Origin of the sequence: Kitasatospora sp. NPDC093558 (assembly GCF_040683475.1) — a bacterium.
Taxonomy (GTDB): domain Bacteria; phylum Actinomycetota; class Actinomycetes; order Streptomycetales; family Streptomycetaceae; genus Kitasatospora.
The window spans coordinates 1-21874 of the sequence record NZ_JBFBDY010000072.1 but is presented as its reverse complement, the minus strand read 5'-3'; the positions used below and the strand labels follow the sequence as shown (position 1 = coordinate 21874).

The following is a 21874-nucleotide window of genomic DNA, read 5'->3' as shown; positions in this document are numbered from 1 at the left end:
GGCGACGGCGGCGGCGAGGGCGACGGCGGCGGCCGCGCCGGGGATCAGCAGCACGCCCTCGCGGGGCGTCGCGCCGACGGCCCGCAGCATCGCGATCTCCTGGCGGCGCTGGGCGACGGCGAAGGCGAAGGTGCCGGCGACGACGAAGACGGCGACGAAGGCGGCCATGCCGGCGGTGAAGGTGAGCACCTTGTGCAGCGAGGGCGCGCCGAGCGGGGAGTCGTCGCCGGCGGTGTCGTCGAGGAGGGTGCCGGTGGTGGCGACGAGGGTGACACCGAGGGTGAGGGCGACGTAGGAGCCCGCGAAGGCGGCCTTGCGGCGGCGCAGGCTCGCGGTGGCGACGGGGGCCAGCAGCGCAAGACTCATGCCGTCGTCTCCAGGGCCGCCGTCTCCAGGGCCGTCGTCTCCAGGGCCGTCATGCGCTCGGCGACCTGCTGGGCGCTCGGGCGGGGCAGGTCGTCGACGAGGCGGCCGTCGGCGAGGAAGAGCACGCGGTCGGCGTAGGAGGCGGCGACCGGGTCGTGGGTGACCATGACGGTGCTCTGGCCCTCGCGGTCGACGAGGTCGCGCAGGAGGGCGAGGACGTCGCGGCTGCTGGAGCTGTCGAGGGCGCCGGTGGGCTCGTCGGCGAACAGCACCCGGGGACGGGCGATGAGGGCGCGGGCGATCGCGACGCGCTGCTGCTGGCCGCCGGAGAGCTGGGAGGGCAGGTGGCCGGTGCGCCGGCCGAGGCCGACCTGGGCGAGGGCGCGGTGCACCTGTTCGCGGTCGGGGCGGCGGCCGGCGAGGCGCAGCGGCAGGCCGACGTTCTGTTCGGCGGTGAGCGAGCCGACGAGGTTGAAGGCCTGGAAGACGAAGCCGAGCTTCTCCCGGCGCAGGACGGTGAGCTGGGTCTCGGTCAGGGCGGCGAGGTCGGTGCCGTCGAGGGTGACGCGGCCGGTGTCGGGCCGGTCGAGGCCGGCGGCGCACTGGAGCAGGGTGCTCTTGCCGGAGCCCGAGGGGCCCATGACGGCGGTGAAGGTGCCGCGCGCGAACTCGACGTCCAACCCCCTGAGCGCGTGGACGGCCTCCGGGCCGGTTCCGTAGGTGCGGTGCAGTTGCTCGAGGCGCAGTACGGCCTCGTCCCCCGTGATCATCACGGGGGCTATGCCTACCACGGGCGGGCCGCCTGAGGCCATCTCAGATGGCGAAGCGTTCCTTCACCGAGTGCCGGCCGGCCCGCGGACGAGGAAGACGTCGACCGGGTCCTCGCGTTCGAGGACGAAGCCGTGGCGCTCGTACAGGCGCCGAGCGGCGCTGCCCTGCAGGACGTCCAGGCGCACGGGCTCGCCGGCCGCGTCCGCCTCGGCGAGGACGTGGCGCAGGACGGCGCTGCCGAGGCCCCGGCCCTGGTGCTCGGGGGCGAGGTAGAAGTGCTCCAGCCAGCGGCCGCCGCCCTCGGCGGGGCGGACGGTGACGGAGCCGGCGAAGGCGCCGCCGACCAGCACGATCGACATGTGCCCGGCGGGGAAGCCGTCGCGCAGCCGTTGGCGGACCCGGTGCTCGTCGTAGCGGCCGAGGCGTTCGAGGTCGGCGCGCATGACGCGGGCCCTGAGCTCGGCGACGGGTTCGACGTCGGCGGGGGTGGCGGGGCGCAGGCTCCAGACGGGGTGATCGTTCACGGCGCGCAGTCTGGCAGCGTCCACGTCCGTCCCACCAGCAGGTTTCTCACGATACGGGCCGGGAGTCCCCCCAGATCCCTTCGAACTCCTCGCGGTAGACCTCCAGCAGCCCCGCCTCCGTGCCGCCGGGCTGCTGCCCGGCGCCGCCGCGCAGGACGAGCGCGGGGGACTCCATGCCGCGGGCGCGGCGCAGGTAGGGCTGGATGACGCCGAGGTCGCGGCCGGCGCGGCACCCGCCGCGGCCGTCCGGGCGGGGGCCCTCGACGAGGTAGGCGGTGAAGCGCGGGGTCTCGTCGAAGACCCGGATCTCGAAGCCGCCCGGGTCGCGCAGCCTGGCCCTGACCCGGCGGACGTGCATGATGTTCATCTCGATCGAGCGGGACAACTCGCCGCGCCCGAGGCCGAGTTCGCGCTCGCGTCGGCGAACGGCGCTGCTCGCCGGGTTGAGGAACAGCAGGCGCACGCGGCAGCCCTCGCCGGCCAGGCGCACCAGGCGCTTGCCGGTGTAGTTCTGGCAGAGCATGCCGAGGCCGATGCCGAGCGCGTCCAGTCGCCGGGCGCCGTCCAGGAGGTCCTCGACGGGCAGGTCGCGCTGGAGGCGGACGCGGTCGGCGTGCACGGCGACGACGTCCGCGTACCGGCCGGCGACGAGCGACTCGACGACGTCCGCGGGCACCCCGCCGGTGCCGCCGTCGAGGAGGGCGAGCAGGCGGGCGGCGGCGCGCTCGGTCTGGGCGAGGACGGTCTGGGTGAGGACGCGGTTGCGGGAGACCACGTGCCGGGCCACCTCCAGCTCGTCCAGGGCGAGTTCGATCTCGCGCCGGTCGGCGAGGTAGGGCTCGAAGCAGGGCCAGTGCTGGACCATGAGTTCGCGCAGCTGGGGCAGGGTGAGGAAGACCAGCGGGTCGTCGTCGGCGGGGTCGAGCAGGTAGCCCTTGCGGCGGCTGACCTCGCGGACGGCGCCGGCCCGGTGCGCCCACTCCTCGCCGGCCGGGCCCGCGGCGGCGGTGACCCAGTCCTCGCCGTGGGCGGGGGCGTAGATGGGGTGCAGGACCTCGTCGACGAGGGAGCGCAGCCGCTGCTCGACCAGGTTGAGCCAGACGTAGGCGCGCCCGGACAGGCGCACGCGCTGGTAGGCGTCCTCCCACTCGGAGCCGGACCAGGCGAGGGCGGGGACCTCCACCGGCCCGCCCTGGGCGGGCACCAGGGAGCGGCCGGTCAGGGTGGGGCGCATGACCACCGTGGGCGCCTCGCTGCGGGCGCCGCCCCGGTCGGGGCCGTCGGGCCCTGCGCCACGGCCGCCGGCGGGGAACACCATGCGCCACCTCATCCGATTGTTTCCGGGTACTGCCTTCGGTCCTGCCGGGACCCGGCCTGCACCCCACCGGCGACACCCGGCCGGTCCGCTGATGGTCCGCCACGGGCGCCGGGGGCGGCCCGACGATCAAGGGTACTGCTCGCCGAGAGCCGTCCGCAGCCGGTTGCCCGAGGGGGCACGGACGCATCAGCAGACCCATCCGTCACAGGACGGCGCTTAATCGGAGGCCGTCACAGGACGGCGCTTAATCGGAGGAATACCGCCCGGACGCCCGTTCGGGCTAACGCAGGGCACGGGTCCCGCCGACCGGGGGACGGGTCGGGGAGTATGCGGACTGTGCCGTGCGTCACGGCACGCGCACGCCGCACATGCCCGGCCGCACGGCCGGGAAGACAGCCCGCGATTATTGGACTTGACGTCAGATTCCTTTAAAACCAAGGAAGTTGAGGACTCCCATGCAGGTCTGGCCCGGTAAGCCCTACCCCCTCGGCGCCACCTACGACGGGGCCGGCACCAACTTCGCGGTGTTCTCCGAGAGCGCCGACCGGATCGAGCTGTGCCTGATCGACGAGGACGGCTCGGAGAGCGCGGTCGAGCTGCGCGAGACGGACGCCTTCGTGCGCCACGCCTACCTCCCGGGCGTCCAGCCCGGCCAGCGCTACGGCTTCCGCGTCCACGGGCCGTACAACCCGGGGCTCGGCCAGCGGCACAACAGCGCCAAGCTGCTCCTGGACCCGTACGCCAAGGCGATGAGCGGGCACATCGACTGGGACGAGTCCGTCTACGGCTACCACTTCGGCGCCCCCGAGCGCCGCAACGACCTCGACTCCGCCCCGCACACGATGCACTCGGTGGTCATCAACCCCTACTTCGACTGGGGCACCGACCACCCGCCGCGCACCGACTACCACCGGACCGTCATCTACGAGGCGCACGTCAAGGGCCTCACCCGGCTGCACCCCGGCATCCCCGAGGAGATCCGCGGCACCTACGCGGGCCTCGCGCACCCGGCGGTGATCGAGCACCTCGCCAAGCTCGGCGTCACCGCGATCGAGCTGATGCCGGTGCACCAGTTCGTCCGCGACCACCGGCTGCGCGACCTCGGCCTCGCCAACTACTGGGGCTACAACACGATCGGCTTCTTCGCCCCGCACTCCTCCTACTCCTCCACCGGCGACCGCGGCCAGCAGGTGCAGGAGTTCAAGTCGATGGTCAAGGCGCTGCACGCGGCCGGCATCGAGGTGATCCTCGACGTCGTCTACAACCACACCGCCGAGGGCAACCACCTCGGCCCCACGCTCTCGCTGCGCGGCCTGGACAACGTCTCCTACTACCGGCTCGCCCAGGACCAGCGGTTCTACGAGGACACCACCGGCACCGGCAACAGCCTGCTGATGCGCAGCCCGCACGTGCTCCAGCTGATCATGGACTCGCTGCGCTACTGGGTCACCGAGATGCACGTCGACGGCTTCCGCTTCGACCTCGCCGCCACCCTGGCCCGGCAGTTCCACGAGGTCGACCGGCTCTCCTCCTTCTTCGACCTCGTCCAGCAGGACCCGGTCGTCTCCCAGGCCAAGCTGATCGCCGAGCCCTGGGACCTCGGCGAGGGCGGCTACCAGGTCGGCAACTTCCCGCCGCTGTGGACGGAGTGGAACGGCATGTACCGGGACACCGTGCGCGACCTGTGGCGCGGCGAGACCGCCGCGCTCGCCGAGTTCGGCTCCCGGCTCACCGGCTCCTCCGACCTCTACCAGGACGACGGCCGCCGGCCCATCGCCTCCATCAACTTCGTGACCTGCCACGACGGTTTCACCCTGCGCGACCTCGTCTCCTTCAACGAGAAGCACAACGCGGCCAACGGCGAGGACAACCGGGACGGCGAATCCTTCAACCGCTCCTGGAACTGCGGCGTCGAGGGCCCGAGCACCGACCCGGCCGTCGAGGAGCTCAGAGCCCGCCAGCAGCGCAACCTCATCGCCACCCTGATGCTCTCCCAGGGCGTGCCGATGCTCTCCCACGGCGACGAGCTCGGCCGCACCCAGCACGGCAACAACAACGCCTACTGCCAGGACAACGAGCTCACCTGGGTGCACTGGCCGCAGGACGACGGGCCGCAGGCGCGGCTGCTGGAGTTCACCCAGGGGATGATCTGGCTGCGCCGCGACCACCCGGTCTTCCGCCGCCGCCGCTTCTTCCACGGCCGGCCGGTCTCCGGGCAGCCGGTCTCCGGGCGGGCCGCGGCGGGGACGACGGCCTCCGGCGGCTACGACGACCTCACCGACATCGCCTGGTTCACGCCGAGCGGGGAGGAGATGACCAAACGCAACTGGGGCGCCAGCTACGCCAAGTCGCTCACCGTCTTCCTCAACGGCTACGCGATCTCCGAGCCCGACCGGCGCGGCGGGCGGATCGTCGACGACTCCTTCCTGCTCATGTTCAACGCCCACTTCGAGCCGCTGGAGTTCACCGTCCCCGCCGACCACGGCCAGGAGTGGCAGGTCGTGGTGGACACCGCGCAGCCCCGGCTGCCCGCCCCCGGCACCGGCGCCCGGGTCAAGGCCGGGGACTGCCTGTGGCTCACCGACCGGTCGCTCATGGTGCTCCAGCGCCCGGCGTGAACCCGGCGGCGGTCACCTGTTCGGGTCAGCAGCGGGTCTTGGCGGCGGGCTCCCCCGGGTACTCATGGAGCTATGACCTCCGCCGCCGAGCCCGCGCAGACCCGCCCGGCCGCCAGTGTCCCCCCGTCCTGGGCGCCGACCGCCAGCTACCGCCTCCAGCTCCAGCCCGGCTTCACCCTCCGCGACGCCACCGCCGCCGTCCCCTACCTCGCCGCCCTCGGCGTCTCCCACCTCCACCTCTCCCCGCTGCTGGAGGCCGCCCCCGGCTCCACCCACGGCTACGACACCGTCGACCACGGCCGGATCAGCGAACAGCTCGGCGGCGAGGAGGCCCTGCGCGAACTGGCCGCCGCCGCGCACCGGCACGGCCTGCGGCTGCTCGCCGACATCGTGCCCAACCACATGGCCGTGCCCGTCCCCGAGCGGCTCAACCGGCAGCTGTGGGAGGTCCTGCGCGACGGGCCGGACTCGCCGTACGCGCGCTGGTTCGACATCGACTGGGCCGCCCAGCCCGGCCCCGCCGACGCCCCCGGACGCGGCCGCGTGCTGCTGCCGCTGCTCGGCGGGCGCCTCGGATCCGTCCTGGACCAGCTGGTCGTGGACGGCGACGTGCTGCGCTACCACGACCACGCCCTGCCGCTGCGACCCGGCACCGCGCACCTGCCGCTCGCCGAGCTCCTCGCCCGCCAGTGGTACCGCCTCGCCTGGTGGCGCCTCGCCCGCACCGAGCTCAACTACCGGCGCTTCTTCACCGTCAACGAGCTGATCGCCGTCCGCGTCGAGGAGCCCGAGGTCTTCGACGCCACCCACGCCCTGCTGCTGCGGCTGCACGCCGACGGCGTCCTCGACGGCTTCCGGATCGACCACCCCGACGGGCTCGCCGACCCGCGCGGCTACCTCCAGCGCCTCGCCGCGGCCACCGGCGGCGCCTACACCGTCGTCGAGAAGATCCTCACCGGGGACGAGCGGCTGCCCGCCGACTGGCCGTGCGCCGGCACCACCGGGTACGACGCGCTGCGCCGCATCGACGGCGTGCTCACCGACCACACCGGCGCCGCCCGGCTGACCGCGGCGTACGAAACGTTCCTGCACGGCTCCTCCGCCCCCGCCGACCTCTGCCAGGACCCCCACCCGGCCGTCGCCGCGGCCCTGCGCGGGCGGGCCGAGATGACCGGGCCGCGCGGCGAGCTCGCGGCCGAGGTCGACCGGCTGGTGCGGCTCGCGGTACGGGTCGGGGCCGCCGAGCCCGCGCACGCCGACCACGCGCCCTGGCAGCTGCGCGCCTCGCTGGAGCGGCTGCTCACCGGGTACCCGGTCTACCGGCCCTACGTGCGGCCCGGCGATGGCGCCGACGACGCGTACCTGCGCGAGCTGCTCGACGGCAGGGCGGACCCCACCGATCACCTGGTCGCCGCCCTCGCCCTCGGCGAGCTCGGGCGCGGCCCGGAGAAGGACGAGTTCTGCGCCCGCTTCGCCCAGACCGCCGCCGCCGTCGCCGCCAAGGGCGTCGAGGACACCGCGTTCTACCGGTGGAACGCCCTGCCGGGCCTCAACGAGGTCGGCGGCGAACCGGCCCGCCCCGGGCTGCACCCCGCCGGCTTCCACGACTGGTGCCGCTACCTGGAACGCGCCTGGCCGCACAGCATGACCGTGCTCTCCACCCACGACACCAAGCGCAGCGCCGACGCCCGCGCCCGCCTCGCCGTGCTCGCCGAGCAGCCCGAGGCGTGGGCCGCCGAGGCCGCCGCGTGGTCCGCGGCCGCCGGGCCCGGCGGCGACCGCGACGGCGACTGGCTGCTGTGGCACACCCTCGTCGCCGCCTGGCCGATCGATCAGGAGCGTCTCGTCGCCGCCCTCCTCAAGGCCGCCCGTGAGGCCAAGCTGCACACGTCGTGGACGGCCCCCGACCCCCGCTTCGAGCAGGCGCTCGCCGACCGCGCCCGCGCCGTGTACGACAACCCCGGCCTGCTCCCCCGCATCGAGGGCCAGGTGCACGCGATCGCACCGTACGCCCGCTCCAACACGCTCTCCGCCGCGCTGCTGCACCTCACCGTGCCCGGCGTGCCCGACCTCTACCAGGGCAGCGAGGAGCCGCTGTACACGCTCGTCGACCCCGACAACCGGGGCGTCGTCGACCTCGGCGCGCTCGCCGTCCGGCTCACCGACGCCGCCACCCCGCGCCCCGGCGACCTCGCCCGCGAGAAGCTCCACCTCACCGCGACCGCCCTGCACCTGCGGCGCTCCCGCCCGCTCGGCCCCTACCGGCCGCTGCCCGCCACCGACCTCGCCTCCGACCACCTGCTGGCCTTCGCCCGCGGCGACGACCTGATCACCGCCGTCACCCGCCTCCCGTACGGCCTCGCGCACTCCGGCGGCTGGCGGGACACCTTCCTCGACCTGCCCGCGGGCGGGCCCTGGACGGACGCGCTGACCCACCGGACGCACCCGGCGGGCCCGGTGCCCGCCGCGGACCTGCTGGCGACGTACCCCGTGGCCCTGCTGACGAGGAGGGGCCGCGCGTGAGGCCGTACGAGGTGTGGGCACCCTTCGCCGCCGACCGGGTGGAGGTCGAAGTCGACGGCGTCACCCACGCGTTGGCCCGCCACCCCGACCGGGACGGCTGGTGGGCCGGCGAGGCGCCGGAGGGCGACTACGCCTTCCGCCTCGACGGCGGCCGCCCGCTGCCCGACCCGCGCTCCGCCCGCCAGCCGCACGGCCCGGACGGGCCCAGCCGGGCCGTCGACCACGCCGCGTTCCGCTGGTCGCGCACCGGCCGGCGCGGACGCCCGCTGCCCGGGGCGGTGGTCTACGAACTGCACGTCGGCACCTTCACCGCCCGCGGCACGTTCGACGGCGCCACCCAACACCTCGACCACCTGGCCGAGTTGGGCGTCGACTTCGTCGAGCTGATGCCGGTCTGCCCGTTCCCCGGCAAGCACGGCTGGGGCTACGACGGTGTCAGCCTATGGGCCGTCCACGAGCCCTACGGCGGGCCCGAGGGGCTCAAGCGCTTCGTCGACGCGGCGCACCGCGCGGGCCTCGGGGTGATCCTCGACGTCGTCCACAACCACCTCGGCCCATCGGGCAACTACCTTCCCGCGTACGGTCCTTACTTCACCGAGCGGCACCACACCCCGTGGGGCTCCGCGATCAACCTGGACGCGCCGGGCTCCGACGAGGTGCGGGCGTACCTGATCGGCAGTGCGCTCTCCTGGCTCCGGGACTACCGGATCGACGGGCTGCGCCTGGACGCCGTACACGCCCTCGCGGACGACCGGGCCGTGCACTTCCTGGAGGAACTGTCCGGCGAGGTCGAGAAGTTGGCGGTCGCCACGAACCGCCCGCTGTTCCTGATCGCCGAGTCCGACCTCAACACCCCGCACACCACCACCCCGCGCGAGGCCGGCGGCCAGGGCCTCACCGCCCAGTGGAGCGACGACTTCCACCACGCCCTGCACGCGGCGCTGACCGGCGAATCCCAGGGCTACTACGGCGACTTCGCGCGGGCGCCGCTCGCCGCCGTCGCCAAGGCGCTCACCCGCGGGTACTTCCACGACGGCACGTGGTCCGCCTTCCGCGGACGCAGCCACGGCCGGCCGTTCGCGCCGGCCGGCGCCGGGCACCGGCTGCTCGGCTACCTGCAGACCCACGACCAGGTCGGCAACCGGGCGCTCGGCGACCGGATCTCCACCTCGCTGCCCGCCGGGCGGCTCGCCGCCGGGGCCGCGCTGGTGCTCACCTCGCCGTTCACCCCGATGCTGTTCATGGGCGAGGAGTGGGGCGCCGCCACGCCCTGGCAGTACTTCACCGACCACACCGACCCCAATCTCGCCGAGGCCGTCCGGCGCGGCCGGCGGCGGGAGTTCGCCGAGCACGGCTGGCACGCGGACGCCGTCCCCGATCCGCAGGAGCCGGCCACCGTGCTGCGCTCGGTGCTCGACTGGACCGAGCCGCGGCGCGGCCCGCACGCCGAACTGCTCGACTGGCACCGGCGGTTGATCCGGCTGCGGCGGGAGCGGCCGGAGCTGTCCGACCCGGACCTCGGCGCGGTGCGGGTCGAATTCGACGAGGCGGCGCGGTGGTTGGTCGTCCACCGGGGTCCGTACCGGGTGGCGGTCAACCTCGGGGCCGGCGAGGCCGCGCTGCCGCTGGGCGGCGATGGGCGGGAGGTCGTGGCGTCGTTCGGGTCGGCCGTGCCGGCCGGTGCGGCGGTGCGGCTGGGGGCGGACGCGGTGGCGGTCGTGCTCGTCAGGTGACGCTTCGGCGTCACCACAGGAAGGTGGCGATCCGCTCCCGCAGCGAGGCCGCGTCCAGGCCGTAGGCGGCCAGGTGCTCGGGGATCGAGCCGTAGTGCCGGTGCTCCTCGCGCGGCACGCCGAGGCCCAGCACCCGGTGCGGGCGGTCGGCCAGCGCCGCGTGCGCCTCGCCCGCGGACGTCCCGGCCAGGTACGGCTCGACCAGCACGACGTCCGGGCGCTCGCCCAGCGCCGCGCGCAGCCCGGCCGCGTCGAACGGGCGGACGGTGGCCGCGTACAGCACGGTCACGTCCAGGCCCTCGGTGGCCGCCAGCACCGCGTCCAGCATCGGGCCGACCGCGACGACGACCCCGCCCGAGCCCTCGCGCACGGTGGTGAACCGGCCCGGCTCGACGGCCACCGGCGCCTCGTTCTGGTGCGCGGAGAGGCGGACGTACACGTTGCGGTCGCCGTCCGCGACGGCGTGGCGCAGCAGCGTCTCGGCCTCGTCCGGGTGGCCGGGCACGTGGACGGTCCAGTCCGGCAGGGTGTCCAGCAGCGCGACGTCGCCCGGCGACATGTGGGTGCGCCCGCCGGCCGGCCAGTCGTACGAGCCGGCCGCGCTCACCAGGACCGCGCCGACGCCCTGGTGGACCAGGTCCAGCTTGACCTGCTCGAAGGGCCGCTCGACGAGGAAGCTGGCGAAGGTGTGGGCGATCGGGCGCATCCCGGTCAGCGCCAGTCCGCCGGCCGCGCCGATGAGCAGCTGCTCGCGGATGCCGACGTTGATGACGCGGTCGGGGTGGCGCTCGGCCGCCGGGACGAAGGAGGCAGCACTGATGTCGGCGAGGACCAGGGCGACGCGCGGGTCCTGGTCGAGGAGGTCGGTCGTGACGTCGAAGAAGCGCTCGCGCATGGTTTCCATCGGTGAAGTCCCTTTGTGTATCGGCAGGTTGTGCGTGTGGGAGTGGTAGTGCTCAGGAGTTCTTGGGCTCGACGCGGGCCACCACGACCCGCGGCCGGCCCGGGTGCGCGGCGATGTAGGCGGCGTGCAGCGCCTCGTGGTCGCGGCCGTCGACGGTCTCCGCCGACCAACCCTCGGCCGCGAACCGGGCCGCGATGCCGCCCTGCCAGCCGTGCGTGGCCGAGGAGTTGTCGATGACCACGGCGTGCAGCCGGTCCAGCCCGTAGGCGCCGGCGAAGGCCACCGCCTCGTGGTTGGAGCCCTCGTCGAACTCCGCGTCGCCGAGCAGCACCCACACCGCCGGGCCGGGCAGCCCTTGGGCGCGCAGTCCGAGCGCCGTGCCGACGGCCAGCGGAAGGCCGTGGCCGAGCGAGCCGGAGGCGATCTCGACGCCCGGGACCAGCAGGCGGTCCGGGTGGTGGCCGAGCGGAGAGTCGTACGCGCCGAAGCTCGGCAGCACCTCGGGGTCGATAAAGCCCTTGGCGGCGAGCACGGCGTAGTACGCCATCGGGCCGTGGCCCTTGGAGAGGAGGAAGCGGTCGCGGTCCTGGTCGTCGGCCGTCTGCGGGGTCACCCGCAGGATCCGGTCGTAGAGCACCCAGAGCGCGTCCAGGGTGGACGTCGCGGCGGGGCCGTGCTTCTCGTCGCCGGTCATCAGCGCCATGAGGGCCGGGAGGTCCTCGAAGCGGGCGGCGGGGGTCTCGTGCGATGTCTGCATCGTCTGCGTCGTCATGACGATGATGGTGCAACTTAAAGCCAGCTTGAAGTCAAGCGATCACCGAGGGTGTCCGGAACCACCGGGTTCATCCCGGTTCCAGCGCCCCCGAACCGCCCGAAGCCCGCTTCAGGTCCCCTTGAAGTCCGCTTGAAGTCCGTTTGAAGTCCACGGATAGAGTGGGCCGCATGACCGCAGCGCCCGGCCACGGCCCCACCCGCCACGACCTGCTCACCATCGGCCAGCTCGCCGAACGCAGCGGCCTCGCCACCTCCGCGCTGCGCTACTACGAGAGCCTCGGCCTCATCCACGCCACCCGCACCGCCGGCGGCCAGCGCCGCTACACCCGCGCCACGCTGCGCCGCGTCGCCTTCGTCCGCGCCGCGCAGCGCGTCGGCCTCTCCCTCGACGAGGCCCGCGTCGCCCTCGACCGCCTCCCCGAGGACCGCGTCCCCAACCGCACCGAGTGGGCCACCGTCGCCACCTCCTGGCAGAGCCGGATCGACGAGCAGATCGCCGAGCTGGAACGGCTCAAGGCCAAGCTCACCGGCTGCATCGGCTGCGGGTGCCTCTCGCTCTCCCGCTGCGCCCTCTACAACGCGGGCGACCGCGCCGCCGTCTCCGGCCCGGGCGCCCGCTACCTCCTCACCCGCGACCCGGGCACCGGCCCGGAGCCGGGCACCGTTCCCTAGCTTCGGAGATCCGTCCGCAGGAGGCTGTAGCGCACGACGTCGCGCCAGGCGCCGTCGCGGAAGGTCAGGGCCCGCTGGACGCCCTCCCGCGTGAAGCCGAGCTTCTCCAGGACGCGCTGCTCGGCGAGGTTGGTGTCCTCGGTGTCCGCCTCCAGTCGCATCACCGGGGTGTGCGCGAACAGGTAAGCCACGAACTGCCGTTGGGCCTCCGTGCCGATCCCCCGGCCGCGCGCCTCCGGGCGCAGTTGCACGCCGACGTTCCAGTACGGCGCCGTCGGCAGCAGCCCCTTGCGCTCGGCGGCGACGAACCCGCAGAACTCGCCCCCGCTGGCGACCGCGAGCATCCACTGCGCCTCGCCCAGGAGCCCGTGCTCGGCCCACCGGCGGCGCATCCGGCCGGGATCCCGCCAGCCGTACCACTGGAACTCGCCGAGCGCCTCCGGGTCGCTCAGCAGCACTTCGAGGATCGGAAGGTCGCCCTCGGCTATCGGGCGCAAGGTCACCGGTCTGTCAGTCATGCCGCCCACAACGCGCGGGATCAGCTGATGGTTCCTCAATTTTCTTGTGGCGCAGGGGGTCTGGTGGAAGCGAGGATGATGCACAACGGTCGAGAGCGCACTGACGAAGGAGAACGGCCATGGCGGGGACGACGGTCAGCACGGTGGTGGAGGCTCCGGCCGGCAAGGTCTGGGAGCTGATCGGGGACTTCTACGCGCTCGGCGACTGGCACCCGGACCTGCCCGAGGCCCGGCACGGCAACGACCTGGGCGGCACCGCCGTCGGGGCGGTCCGGATCTTCGACCTGGACGGGACGGTGCTCGACGAGACGCTGCTCGCGTACGACGACGAGGGCCGCAGCTACACCTACAGCCTCCCGGACGGCACCTTCGAGCTGAACACGTACCGCGCCACCCTGCGGATCACCGCGGTCACCGAGCTGGACGCGACCTTCATCGAGTGGGCCGCCACCTACGACGTCACCCCCGAGCACGAGGAGGCGACGGCCGCCCTCCTGCGCGGCGTGTTCGTCCCGGGCCTGGCCGCCCTGCGCGCGCACTTCGCGGGCTGACCGCAACGCGAGAAAACGCGAGAAGGGCATACGCCTTCGTGCATGACGCAGCCGGGCCGGGGGCGCCCCACGCCGCCCCCGGCCCGGCCGGTCCCCCGGCTACGGCATCGCCGTCTGCCAGATGCCGCGGCCGTGGGTGGCGACGTAGAGCGACGTGCCGTCCGGGCTCGGGGTCAGGTAGACCGCCGCCGCCGTGGGCAGGTTGCCCGTCGCCGTGGCGTCCGCCAGGCCGAGGCGCTTCCAGTGGCCGAGGCCGTCCGTCCGGACGTCGTCCACGAAGACGCCCAGGTCGGTGGCGACCATCAGGGTGCCGTCCGGGGCGAAGAGCACCCGGTTCGCGGAGGCGTCGGCGAGCTGGTCGGCCGCGCCGTCGGCACCGCTCACGTCCTGCCAGGTCGCGCCGCCGTCGGTGGTGCGCCACAGGTGGCCGTAGCCGGCGCCCGGGCCGACGTTCCAGTGCCGGGAGAACCCGGAGATCGCCGCGTACGCGGTGGCGCCGGTCGGGTCGGACGGGTCGATGGCGACGTCCTGGACGTAGCGGACGGGGAACGCGGCCGGCAGCGCGACCTGGTGCCAGCTTCCGCCGTAGTTGGTCATGATCCCGCGCGCGAACGAGGCGCCCGGGTTGCAGGAGCCGCACCAGGCGGCCCAGATCACGTGGTTGCCCTTGGCGTCCTTCTGCGACTTGATCGCGGTGATCGAGTGGCCGGCCCCCGAGTCGGCGAGCTGCTGCCAGTCGGCACCCGAAGTGCTCTGCCACGTCTTGGTGTTGGCGTACACGTACTCGCCGCCGGCGACCCAGTAGCCCGGGTCCTTCGCGTCGGCCCCGAACGGGGCGATGAAGCGCGCGTTGGGGTCGTTCGGGCTGATCGAGGTGATCCCGGAGGGCGTGCCGTCGTCGTTCGCCGTGTACCCGCAGTTGTTGGTCACGGACATGGCGAGGTTGGTGTACTCGCCCACGGTCTGGCAGCCGTTGGCCGGGTTGACCAGCTGGTCGCCGCCGTCGCCGCCGAACGGCTGGGACATCTCACCGGGGACGTTGAGCTGTTCGGTGACGGGCGTGGTGGTGCCGGGGTAGGTGTACGTGTAGGTCGAGCCCTTCGGCGCGGACAGGGACACGCCGTTGTCCTGGAGGCCGCCCCACACCGCCTGGCCGCCGCCCGGGAGCGTGCCCGCGCCGACCGAGTAGTACTGCAGGGTGCGCAGCGTGCCGCTCGCGTTGAGGTTGCGCCAGCCGGGTGCGGTCTGGGTGGTCGGGCGGGCGTACACGCCGCCGTCGTTGCCGGCGTAGACCTCGGGGGCGCGGCCGGGCCAGCCGGAGAAGGCGAGGGCGTGCTGGTCGGAGTGCATCACGTTGCCGTCGCAGGTGTTCTGCGCGGCGGTGTAGCTGAAGCAGTCCAGGCCGAGGTTCCAGTACCGGCCGACGGTGGTCCAGGTGGCGCCGCCGTTGCGGGTCTCGTAGAGCTCTTCGAGACCGAGGTAGAGGTGGTCGGGGTCGGCCGGGTCGACGGCGAGGGACTGGTCGTACCAGGACTGCACGCCGGGCTGGTAGCCGGGGCCCATCACGGTGAGCTTCATCGCCGAACCGCTGTTGGCCAGCACGCTGGAGGTGGCGATCTGGGTGAACGGGCCGTTGATGTCGCCGCTGTTGCTGACGTAGACGCCGCCGAGCATGCTGGACGGGGCCTTGGCTCCGGGGTTCTTGTTGTACAGCGCCGGCGATTCGACCACGGCGTACAGCTTGCTGCCGTCGGCCGAGTACGCGAACGTCGTGTTGCCGATGTCGCCCGGGTTGATGCCGCCCTGCGGATTGGCGGTGTGCCAGGTGGTGCCGGCGTCGTCGGAGTAGTAGAAGCCGTTGTACGTGGCGCCGCCGCGCCAGGCGAGGTTGGCCACGATCCGCTTGCCGCCGGAACCGGGCTGCACCACCAGGTCGTTGGCGAGGTCGGCGTAGTAGGAGCCGGCTCCGCAGGTCACGCCGCTGATGCCGGTGCCCGCGCAGGGGGCGAGCACCTTCTGCCACGGGTCGCCCTGGGCGGCGGCGAGGGCCCGCCGGTACACGCCGTGGGAGGTGGCGGCGAAGACGTAGCCGGCGTCGGTGTCGAAGCGCAGCTGGTGGATGGAGCTGTTGTCGAGTTCGCCGCCGCCGAGTGCGTCGGACTGGGCGAAGACGGCCTGGCTCGGGTCGGCGAGGCGGTAGACGCCGGTGCCGAGGTAGTTGTCGAAGGCGGTGGTGGCCTCGCCGGTGCCGAGCCACAGCGCGCCGTCGGGGGCGACGGCGAGGGAGCCGACGGACAGCGAGGGCAGGTGGTCGGCGATCGGGGCCCAGGTCGCGCCGTCGTCGGTGGAGCGGAACACGCCACCGCCGGCGCCGCCCGCGTACACCACGCCGGGGTGGGTCGGGTCGGTGGCGAGGGCGGCGATGCGGCCGGTGTTGTAGCCGCCGCCGGCACCGCCGTTGGAGACGTTGTGGTCGCGGTAGTGCTGCGCGTCGCCGTTGTACGGCTGGGTGGTGACCTCGGCGTAGGACGCCTGGCGGACGGGCATGCCGAGGACGTGCTGCCAGGCCGCGCGGTAGGCGCCGGCGGTGACGGTGCCGCCCGGGGAGAGGCGCGGGTCGTTGAAGGACTGGAGCGAGTCCATCAGTTCGCCGGAGTCCTGGCCGGCCTGGCGGTGGTGCGGGCTGGTGCCGGAGCCCGAGGTGGTGGTGACGGTGTCACCCCACGCGGTGGTGGTGCCCGCCGTCACGATCAGCGCGGCGGAAACGAGGGCGGCACGGGTTCTGCCGCCCCGCTTTCTTGAGGGGGAGCCCATGATCTCTCCGGTCCATCGGGAGGGGATCGCCTCCGCCGGTCGCGGAGACGGGAACTGGAGGTGGAGCGGGCGGCACCATATCGCAGTCGGGAATTCCGTCAACAGGGCCCGGGGCCAGCGGTTTTACCGTCGGCCATTCATTTTTTCGGCCCTCCATAAACTGAATGGAGAACCGCCGCCGAATAGCCCGGAATCCTTAGGGAGTTCTTTACTCCGGCACACTTCACGACACCCGCCGACTGCCCTTCCCACCAGGGCCGTTGACACTTCTCAGGGCCCTCGCATCCGCCTAAGATCAACTCCATGAACCGCACGATCCGCACCACCGAAGACGTCCTCGCCCTCCTCGACCGCCTCTTCCCCCCGGCCGCCGACCGCTGGACGTCCGGTGCCTCCTCCTGGTGGGACGGCTTCTACGCCGACCGGAGCGCCGGGCGGCCGTTCTTCGTCCCGAAGCCTGACGAGCACCTCGTCTCCTACCTCGACCGCGGCCTCGTCGCCCCCGCCGGCCGGGCGCTCGACCTCGGCTGCGGCCCCGGGCGCAACGCCCTGCACCTGGCCTCGCTCGGCTTCGACGTCGACGCCGTCGACCTCTCGCCCGCCGCCGTCGCGTGGGCCGAGGAGCGGGCCGCGGAGTCCGGGCTCGGCCCCCGCTTCCACTGCGGGAACATCTTCGACGTCGCCCTCCCCCACGCCCGGTACGACCTCGTCCTCGACTCCGGCTGCCTCCACCACCTCCCCCCGCACCGCAGGGTCAGCTACCTCGCCCTCCTCGACCGGGTCCTCGCGCCCGGCGGCCACTTCGTCCTGAGCGCCTTCGCCGCCGGCGCGATGGGTTCGGAGCGGCCCGACGAGGACCTCTACCGCGTCGGCGGCCTGGAGGGCGGCCTCGCCTACGCGCCCGACGAACTGCGCGCCCTCTTCGCGGACTTCGAGCCGGTCGAGATCCGCCCGATGGCCGCGCAGTCCGCGGACTCACCGCTGTTCGGCGTGCCGTTCCTGCTCACCGCCCTGTTCCGCCGGCCCTGAGGCCGGAACTCCCAGCCGCCACCCAGCGGACCATCAGACCGTTACCAGCCTTTAAGCGCCCTCTCATGTCCCCGCCCTAGCCTCCGCCGCATGAACGTCTCGCTGCTCGGCGGCTGGTTCCCGTGGACCGTGCAGGCCGTCGCCGTCGCCCTGTTCGTCACCGCCGTCGGCTGGCGGGACCGGACCTGGCGCGTCAAGTGGGGTCCGATCGCCCTCGGGGCGGCGGCGGGCCTGACCGCGCTCGTGGCGGTCGGGGTGCTGACCCTGTCCGGCATCACCGACCCGATCCCGTTCGGCGTGTGGCTGTGGAGCGGCGTGGCGATCGCGGCGTTCAGCGTGCTCGGTTTCGGCTGGCGCGGCGCCCGCTGGTGGCGGCGGGCGCTGGCGCCGCTCGCCGCCGTCCTCGCGCTGTTCGCGGCGGCCAACAGCCTCAACGTCGCCACCGGCTACTACCCGACCATCGGCGACGCGGTCGGCGAGCTGAGCGGCGACCCGCTGCCGGACCAGATCACGCTCGCCCAGCTCGGCTCGATGCACGGCAAGACGAAGACCGGGCGCATCGTCCAGGTCGACATCCCGGACACCGCCAGCGGTTTCGCGCACCGCCAGGAACTCGTCTACCTGCCGCCTGCGTGGTTCCGCAGCCAGAACCGGCCGAAGCTGCCGGTGCTGGAGATGATCGGCGGCGAGTTCTCGGCGCCCGACAACTGGATCCGCTCCGGCGACGCGGTGAAGACCGCGGACGCGTTCGCCGCCAAGCACAACGGCTTCGCGCCGATCCTCGTCTTCGTGGACGCGACCGGCGGCTTCCGGGTGGACACCGAGTGTGTGGACGGCCCGCACGGCAACTCCGAGAGCCACCTGGTCAAGGACGTCCCGCCGTTCGTCCAGAAGACCTTCAACGCCGCCACCGACCCACACAAGTGGGGCGTGGCCGGCTGGTCGATGGGCGGCACCTGCGCCTTCGACCTCACCGTCGAACACCCCACCGTCTTCACGCACTTCGGCGACTTCTCGGGCGACAAGGGCCCGTACATCGGCGACAAGGACCACACGATCCAGGAGCTCTACGGCGGTGACGCCGCCGCGTGGTCCGCGCACGACCCGGTGACCGTCCTCGCCCACCACCCCAAGTACCAGGGCGTGTCCGGGTACTTCGGGCAGGGCGACGAGGAGCACGGCCAGATCGAGTCGGCCAAGGTGCTGAACGACGCGGCGAAGAAGGACGGCATCCGCACGACGACAGCCGTCGGCTCCGGCAAGCACACCTGGCAGACCGGCGCCGCCACCTTCGTCCAGGCCCTGCCCTGGCTCGCCGCCCAGCTCGGCGTCCCCGGCACCCGCCCGCAGCCGTAGACCGCGCCCGGCCGGCACACGTCGGCCGGGCCGCTTCATCCCCGTACGGATCCCCGTACGAAGCCCCCGTACCGAATCGCCGTACGAAATCCCCGCACGAACCTCGCCGGGGAAACCCTTGACGTCCCCCTCCCGCCCCTCACCCCTCCCGCTAGGCCGTCACCAAGCGGCAGAAGGCGGAGCCGGTCGCGACGGCCGACCGGACGGTGCGCCCCATCGCGGGCCCGCCATCGCTTCTTCCGCGGGCGCACACACCTTCGCCACCGGCCCGCTGCAACTGCCGGTCGACCCGGGCTAGCAGGCCGGATATCGCTTTGCAAGGGATGGCCGGATAGCACTAAATTTCGACCGCCGTCGGAGCTGCCCCCGGACTGAGCACCCCTCAGTCATCGGTCGGGCACGGCACCGCCCGGCAGGACGTACGGGGGGAAGAACAGCCATGCCGCGTGCCCGCCAGGGGACGACCGGGCGGCGAGGGGGCGGCCGGTCGCCCTCTGCCGGGCGCGCGGAGGCCTGGACGGCCCCCGACGACACGTACGTCACCACCGGCACGACGGCCCCCGATCCGCGAGGCCGTCCAGGGCTGCCCAGCAGCCCCGCCGACCGCCCCGGGCGCGATCCCGGGGCACGACGGGTCGGCCCGTCCGGCACAGGGGACCGGACGGACCGACCCGTCACCACGTGCGGCCGGCCGTCACAGGCCGAGGCGGCTCAGCGCGGTCGTCCAGTCGGAGGCGATCGCTCTGCGCGCGGCGTCCAGCGTGACCTGCCCGCCGCACACCGCCTTCTTCAGCCGGTTCTCGACGGTGTCCTTGCTCTGCGCCGGCTGGTTGCCGTACCGCGGCTCGGGCCACAGGTTCCGCGGGTCGCGCGGAGCGCCGCCGAGCTCCAGGGGGACGAAGTGGTCCTCCTCGTAGTCGGCCGGGTTGGTGTCCGCGTAGCCGTACTGCGCGATCTGCTGCACCTTCAGGGCGTTGGTGTAGCTCGCCGGCGGGCGCACGGTCGCCGTCCAGCCGGAGACGCAGATCGTCTTGCCGATGGTCGCCTGGGTGACGGCCGGGTTGTACGCGCCCGGCGTGCAGGACGGGTCGGGCAGCGGCAGGTACGCGCGCGAACAACCCGCCGCACGGGCACCGGACTTGTGCGCGGACGGGTGCGCGGCGGCCTGCGCGGTCCCGGTCCCGGCGGCGAGCCCGGCGGCGGCGAGGGCGGTGGCCGCGGCGACCACGGTCAGGCGCTGACGAATCATCATGGAGGCTCTCTCCTGGGCCTGCCCGGCCCGACGCCGGGCGACTGTGCCCATGACAGCAGCGCCACCACGACCTCCGTCAGCCCCAGGACGTGAACTACTGGTGACCGTGCTTCCACATCCGAGCTCGAACCGGGCGAGGCCCGGGCGAGGACTGCTACGCCGTCAACTCCCGTGCCAGCAAGGCGGCTGGGCCCTCGGACAGGCTGCCGTGGACGAGTTCGGTGCGGTGCACCAGACGCGGCACCGCGATCGGCACCCCGACGACCCCGGGCGTCGCGGCCAGGGCGGACGGCGGCAGCAGGGCGAGGCCGTGGCCGGTGGCGACGAGGGTGAGCAGGGCGTGCACGTCCGTGCCGCGGTAGCGGGTGGCCGGACGGAAGCCGTCGGTGCCGGTGGCCGCGCGCAGCCGGTCGGGCGGCGGGGTGAGGTCGGGGGCGTCGAGCCAGCGGGCGGCGGACAGGTCGGCGAGCGCGACCCCGGGCCGGCCGGCCAGCGGGTGCCCGACCGGGAGCGCCACGACGACCGGCTGTTCGCCGACGGCCACGGTGCACAGCGGGCCGACGTCGGGCAGCGGCAGCGGGTCGCTGGGGGCGGCCAGCCCGTCGACGAGGGCGAGGTCGACGTCCCCGGTGGCGACGAGCGCGGGCAGCGCGTCCTGGGCGAGCACCCGGACGTCGACCTCCGCGCGCGGGTACCTCCGGCGCACCTCGCCGAGCGCGCGCCCGACCGCGGCGTCGAGCGCCAGCGGGGTCGCGCCGAGCACCAGCCGGGCGCTCGCGGCACCCACCAGGCGCACGACGTCGGCACGCGCCGCCTCCAGCCGCACGAGCAGCGGCCCGGCGTGCTCCAGCAGCCGCACGCCCGCCTCGGTCGGGGCGACCGGGCGCCGGACGAGCAGCGGCGCCCCGAGGTCCGCCTCCAGAGCGGCGATCTGCTGCGAGACCGCGGACTGCGTGTAGCCGAGCTCCCGCGCCGCCTCGGAGAACGAGCCGAGGCGGACGACGGTGACGAAGGTGCGCAGCTGCAGCGGATCCACGGGCTCATCAGCCGTTCTGATCGAGAGGTAAGAAATCATCGTTGGCGCTGATCTCGGGGGCCGGGCCAGGATAACCGCATGACCTACCTGACCCCGCGCATCGCCCTCGTCGGCGACCGCTCCCCCGCCGTCCGCTCGCACGCCCGCATCCCCGGCCTGCTCGACGCCCTCGCCACCCGCGACCAGCTCGACCTGGACGCCTACTGGATCCCCACCGAGGACGCCGCGGCGCCCGGCGCCCTCGACGGCTTCGACGCGATCTGGCTGCTCCCCGGCAGCCCGTACCGCAGCGAGGACGGCGCCCTGGCCGCCGTCCGGACCGCCCGCGAGCTCGGCATCCCGTTCCTCGGCACCTGCGCCGGCTTCCAGCACGCGGTCCTGGAGTTCGCCCGCAACGTCTGCGGCATCGGCGACGCCGTCCACGCCGAGCAGGACCCGGACCGGGACACCCAGGTCATCGCGCCGCTCTCGTGCTCCCTGGTCGGCCACGAGGGCGCGGTCGCCGTCACCCCCGGCACGCTCGCCGAACGCGTCCTCGGCACCACCCGCACCCTGGAGCGCTACCACTGCGCGTACGGGCTCAACGCCGACTACCTCGACCGGCTGCGCGAACACGGGCTGCGTTTCAGCGGCGCGGACGAGACGGGCTCGGTGCGCATCCTGGAGCTGACGGACCACCCGTTCTTCCTGGCCTCGCTGTTCCAGCCGGAGCTGTCCGGCGACGGCACCCGCCCGCACGCGATGATCCGCGCCCTGGCCACCGCCGCCGTCGAGCACGCCGCCACGGCCGAGCTGGCAGCCTTCGCGTAGCGGGCCCCCGCTGAGCGGGCCGGGCTCCCGCCGAGCGGGCCGCGTCCGTGCGTCCGACCGCAGCGCCGTCACATCGGCAGCGACCGCAGCCGCACCGCCCCCGCCGGCCAGGCGGCGCCCGCCCGCAGCGGCGCCCACATCGTGTGCAGCGGCATCACCGCGAACCGCCCACCCGGCTGCTCGACCGTCACCTCGCCGGGCACCTGCCGGAAGCCCAGCCGCTCGTACAGGCCGACGAGCGGCGGGCGGCAGAAGAGCAGGGCGTACGCGGGGCCGAGCGTGCGGGCGTGGTCGAGGGCGGCCCC

The 21874-nt window shown here is 73.7% G+C and carries 18 protein-coding genes and 1 pseudogene; 8 read left to right on the top strand and 11 right to left on the bottom strand.

The features are described from left to right. The 4 genes from AB0O00_RS10785 to AB0O00_RS10770 form a co-directional block, all read right to left on the bottom strand. Nucleotides 1-366: FtsX-like permease family protein (locus AB0O00_RS10785; protein ID WP_363650300.1), on the bottom strand; the 366-nt coding region annotated here is incomplete at its 3' end. Next, the gene (locus tag AB0O00_RS10780; RefSeq protein ID WP_363650299.1) at nt 363-1136 is read right to left on the bottom strand and encodes an ABC transporter ATP-binding protein; all 774 of its coding nucleotides are present in this window, start codon (nt 1134-1136) and stop codon (nt 363-365) included. The genes AB0O00_RS10780 and AB0O00_RS10785, both read right to left, overlap by 4 nt. 63 nt (nt 1137-1199) lie before the next feature. After that, on the bottom strand, nt 1200-1661 hold the full coding sequence (locus AB0O00_RS10775) for a GNAT family N-acetyltransferase (RefSeq protein ID WP_363650297.1): 462 nt from the start codon (nt 1659-1661) through the stop codon (nt 1200-1202). Nucleotides 1662-1707: 46 nt separating this feature from the next. Further along, the gene (locus tag AB0O00_RS10770) at nt 1708-2979 is read right to left on the bottom strand and encodes an SAV2148 family HEPN domain-containing protein (RefSeq protein WP_363650295.1); all 1272 of its coding nucleotides are present in this window, start codon (nt 2977-2979) and stop codon (nt 1708-1710) included. Nucleotides 2980-3434: 455 nt separating this feature from the next. On the opposite strand from AB0O00_RS10770, the gene glgX reads away from it, so the two are divergent. The 3 genes from glgX to treZ all read left to right on the top strand — a co-directional run bounded on the left by glgX (nt 3435) and on the right by treZ (nt 9853). After that, the gene (gene glgX, locus AB0O00_RS10765; RefSeq protein WP_363650293.1) at nt 3435-5597 is read left to right on the top strand and encodes a glycogen debranching protein GlgX; all 2163 of its coding nucleotides are present in this window, start codon (nt 3435-3437) and stop codon (nt 5595-5597) included. Between the two features lie 72 nt (nt 5598-5669). Further along, a complete protein-coding gene (gene treY / locus AB0O00_RS10760; protein ID WP_363650291.1) occupies nt 5670-8120 on the top strand; it encodes a malto-oligosyltrehalose synthase in 2451 nt (816 codons plus the stop codon). Next, a complete protein-coding gene (gene treZ / locus AB0O00_RS10755) occupies nt 8117-9853 on the top strand; it encodes a malto-oligosyltrehalose trehalohydrolase (protein ID WP_363650289.1) in 1737 nt (578 codons plus the stop codon). Before treY ends, treZ begins: the two co-directional genes overlap by 4 nt. Nucleotides 9854-9863: 10 nt before the next feature. Here treZ and AB0O00_RS10750 read toward each other — a convergent pair whose 3' ends face one another. Both AB0O00_RS10750 and AB0O00_RS10745 read right to left on the bottom strand, forming a co-directional pair. Continuing rightward, on the bottom strand, nt 9864-10757 hold the full coding sequence (locus AB0O00_RS10750) for a transketolase C-terminal domain-containing protein (RefSeq protein WP_363650287.1): 894 nt from the start codon (nt 10755-10757) through the stop codon (nt 9864-9866). A 52-nt stretch (nt 10758-10809) separates the two neighbouring features. Then, entirely contained in the window at nt 10810-11529 is a 720-nt protein-coding gene (locus tag AB0O00_RS10745; RefSeq protein ID WP_363650285.1) for a transketolase, read from the bottom strand. A 170-nt stretch (nt 11530-11699) separates the two neighbouring features. On the opposite strand from AB0O00_RS10745, the gene soxR reads away from it, so the two are divergent. Then, entirely contained in the window at nt 11700-12203 is a 504-nt protein-coding gene (gene soxR, locus AB0O00_RS10740) for a redox-sensitive transcriptional activator SoxR (RefSeq protein WP_363650284.1), read from the top strand. Here soxR and AB0O00_RS10735 read toward each other — a convergent pair. After that, a complete protein-coding gene (locus AB0O00_RS10735) occupies nt 12200-12721 on the bottom strand; it encodes a GNAT family protein (protein ID WP_363650282.1) in 522 nt (173 codons plus the stop codon). The genes soxR and AB0O00_RS10735 overlap by 4 nt on opposite strands. A gap of 119 nt (nt 12722-12840) precedes the next feature. Between AB0O00_RS10735 and AB0O00_RS10730 the strand changes: the two genes are divergently transcribed. Then, complete coding sequence (locus AB0O00_RS10730; protein ID WP_363650281.1) at nt 12841-13272, top strand: SRPBCC family protein; 432 nt, start codon at nt 12841-12843, stop codon at nt 13270-13272. A gap of 99 nt (nt 13273-13371) precedes the next feature. Here AB0O00_RS10730 and AB0O00_RS10725 read toward each other — a convergent pair whose 3' ends face one another. Then, a complete protein-coding gene (locus AB0O00_RS10725; RefSeq protein WP_363650279.1) occupies nt 13372-16020 on the bottom strand; it encodes a glycosyl hydrolase in 2649 nt (882 codons plus the stop codon). A gap of 369 nt (nt 16021-16389) precedes the next feature. On the opposite strand from AB0O00_RS10725, the gene AB0O00_RS10720 reads away from it, so the two are divergent. Together AB0O00_RS10720 and AB0O00_RS10715 are read left to right on the top strand one after the other, a co-directional pair. Beyond that, nucleotides 16390-17115, top strand: a complete 726-nt coding sequence (locus AB0O00_RS10720; RefSeq protein WP_363650277.1) for a methyltransferase domain-containing protein — start codon at nt 16390-16392, stop codon at nt 17113-17115. 90 nt (nt 17116-17205) lie between these two features. Next, nucleotides 17206-18471, top strand: coding sequence for an alpha/beta hydrolase-fold protein (locus AB0O00_RS10715; protein WP_363650275.1), 1266 nt, complete (start codon nt 17206-17208; stop codon nt 18469-18471). Between the two features lie 694 nt (nt 18472-19165). On the opposite strand, the gene AB0O00_RS10710 is transcribed toward AB0O00_RS10715, so the two are convergent. After that, nucleotides 19166-19723, bottom strand: a complete 558-nt coding sequence (locus tag AB0O00_RS10710; RefSeq protein ID WP_363650273.1) for a hypothetical protein — start codon at nt 19721-19723, stop codon at nt 19166-19168. A gap of 154 nt (nt 19724-19877) precedes the next feature. Then, the gene (locus AB0O00_RS10705; RefSeq protein ID WP_363650271.1) at nt 19878-20759 is read right to left on the bottom strand and encodes a LysR family transcriptional regulator; all 882 of its coding nucleotides are present in this window, start codon (nt 20757-20759) and stop codon (nt 19878-19880) included. A gap of 78 nt (nt 20760-20837) precedes the next feature. Here AB0O00_RS10705 and AB0O00_RS10700 point away from each other — a divergent pair, with 78 nt between their 5' ends. Continuing rightward, complete coding sequence (locus AB0O00_RS10700; protein ID WP_363650269.1) at nt 20838-21569, top strand: hypothetical protein; 732 nt, start codon at nt 20838-20840, stop codon at nt 21567-21569. A 68-nt stretch (nt 21570-21637) separates the two neighbouring features. Here the strand turns inward: AB0O00_RS10700 and AB0O00_RS10695 are convergent. Further along, nucleotides 21638-21874: pseudogene (locus AB0O00_RS10695) on the bottom strand (GNAT family N-acetyltransferase); the annotation flags it as partial.

Coding starts and splice junctions, on each gene's coding strand:
- AB0O00_RS10780 (WP_363650299.1), bottom strand. CDS start 1,136: ATGATCACGGGGGACGAGGCCGTACTGCGCCTCGAGCAACTGCACCGC.
- AB0O00_RS10770 (WP_363650295.1), bottom strand. CDS start 2,979: ATGGTGTTCCCCGCCGGCGGCCGTGGCGCAGGGCCCGACGGCCCCGAC.
- glgX (WP_363650293.1), top strand. CDS start 3,435: ATGCAGGTCTGGCCCGGTAAGCCCTACCCCCTCGGCGCCACCTACGAC.
- treY (WP_363650291.1), top strand. CDS start 5,670: ATGACCTCCGCCGCCGAGCCCGCGCAGACCCGCCCGGCCGCCAGTGTC.
- AB0O00_RS10750 (WP_363650287.1), bottom strand. CDS start 10,757: ATGGAAACCATGCGCGAGCGCTTCTTCGACGTCACGACCGACCTCCTC.
- AB0O00_RS10745 (WP_363650285.1), bottom strand. CDS start 11,529: ATGACGACGCAGACGATGCAGACATCGCACGAGACCCCCGCCGCCCGC.
- soxR (WP_363650284.1), top strand. CDS start 11,700: ATGACCGCAGCGCCCGGCCACGGCCCCACCCGCCACGACCTGCTCACC.
- AB0O00_RS10735 (WP_363650282.1), bottom strand. CDS start 12,721: ATGACTGACAGACCGGTGACCTTGCGCCCGATAGCCGAGGGCGACCTT.
- AB0O00_RS10730 (WP_363650281.1), top strand. CDS start 12,841: ATGGCGGGGACGACGGTCAGCACGGTGGTGGAGGCTCCGGCCGGCAAG.
- AB0O00_RS10720 (WP_363650277.1), top strand. CDS start 16,390: ATGAACCGCACGATCCGCACCACCGAAGACGTCCTCGCCCTCCTCGAC.
- AB0O00_RS10715 (WP_363650275.1), top strand. CDS start 17,206: ATGAACGTCTCGCTGCTCGGCGGCTGGTTCCCGTGGACCGTGCAGGCC.
- AB0O00_RS10710 (WP_363650273.1), bottom strand. CDS start 19,723: ATGATGATTCGTCAGCGCCTGACCGTGGTCGCCGCGGCCACCGCCCTC.
- AB0O00_RS10700 (WP_363650269.1), top strand. CDS start 20,838: ATGACCTACCTGACCCCGCGCATCGCCCTCGTCGGCGACCGCTCCCCC.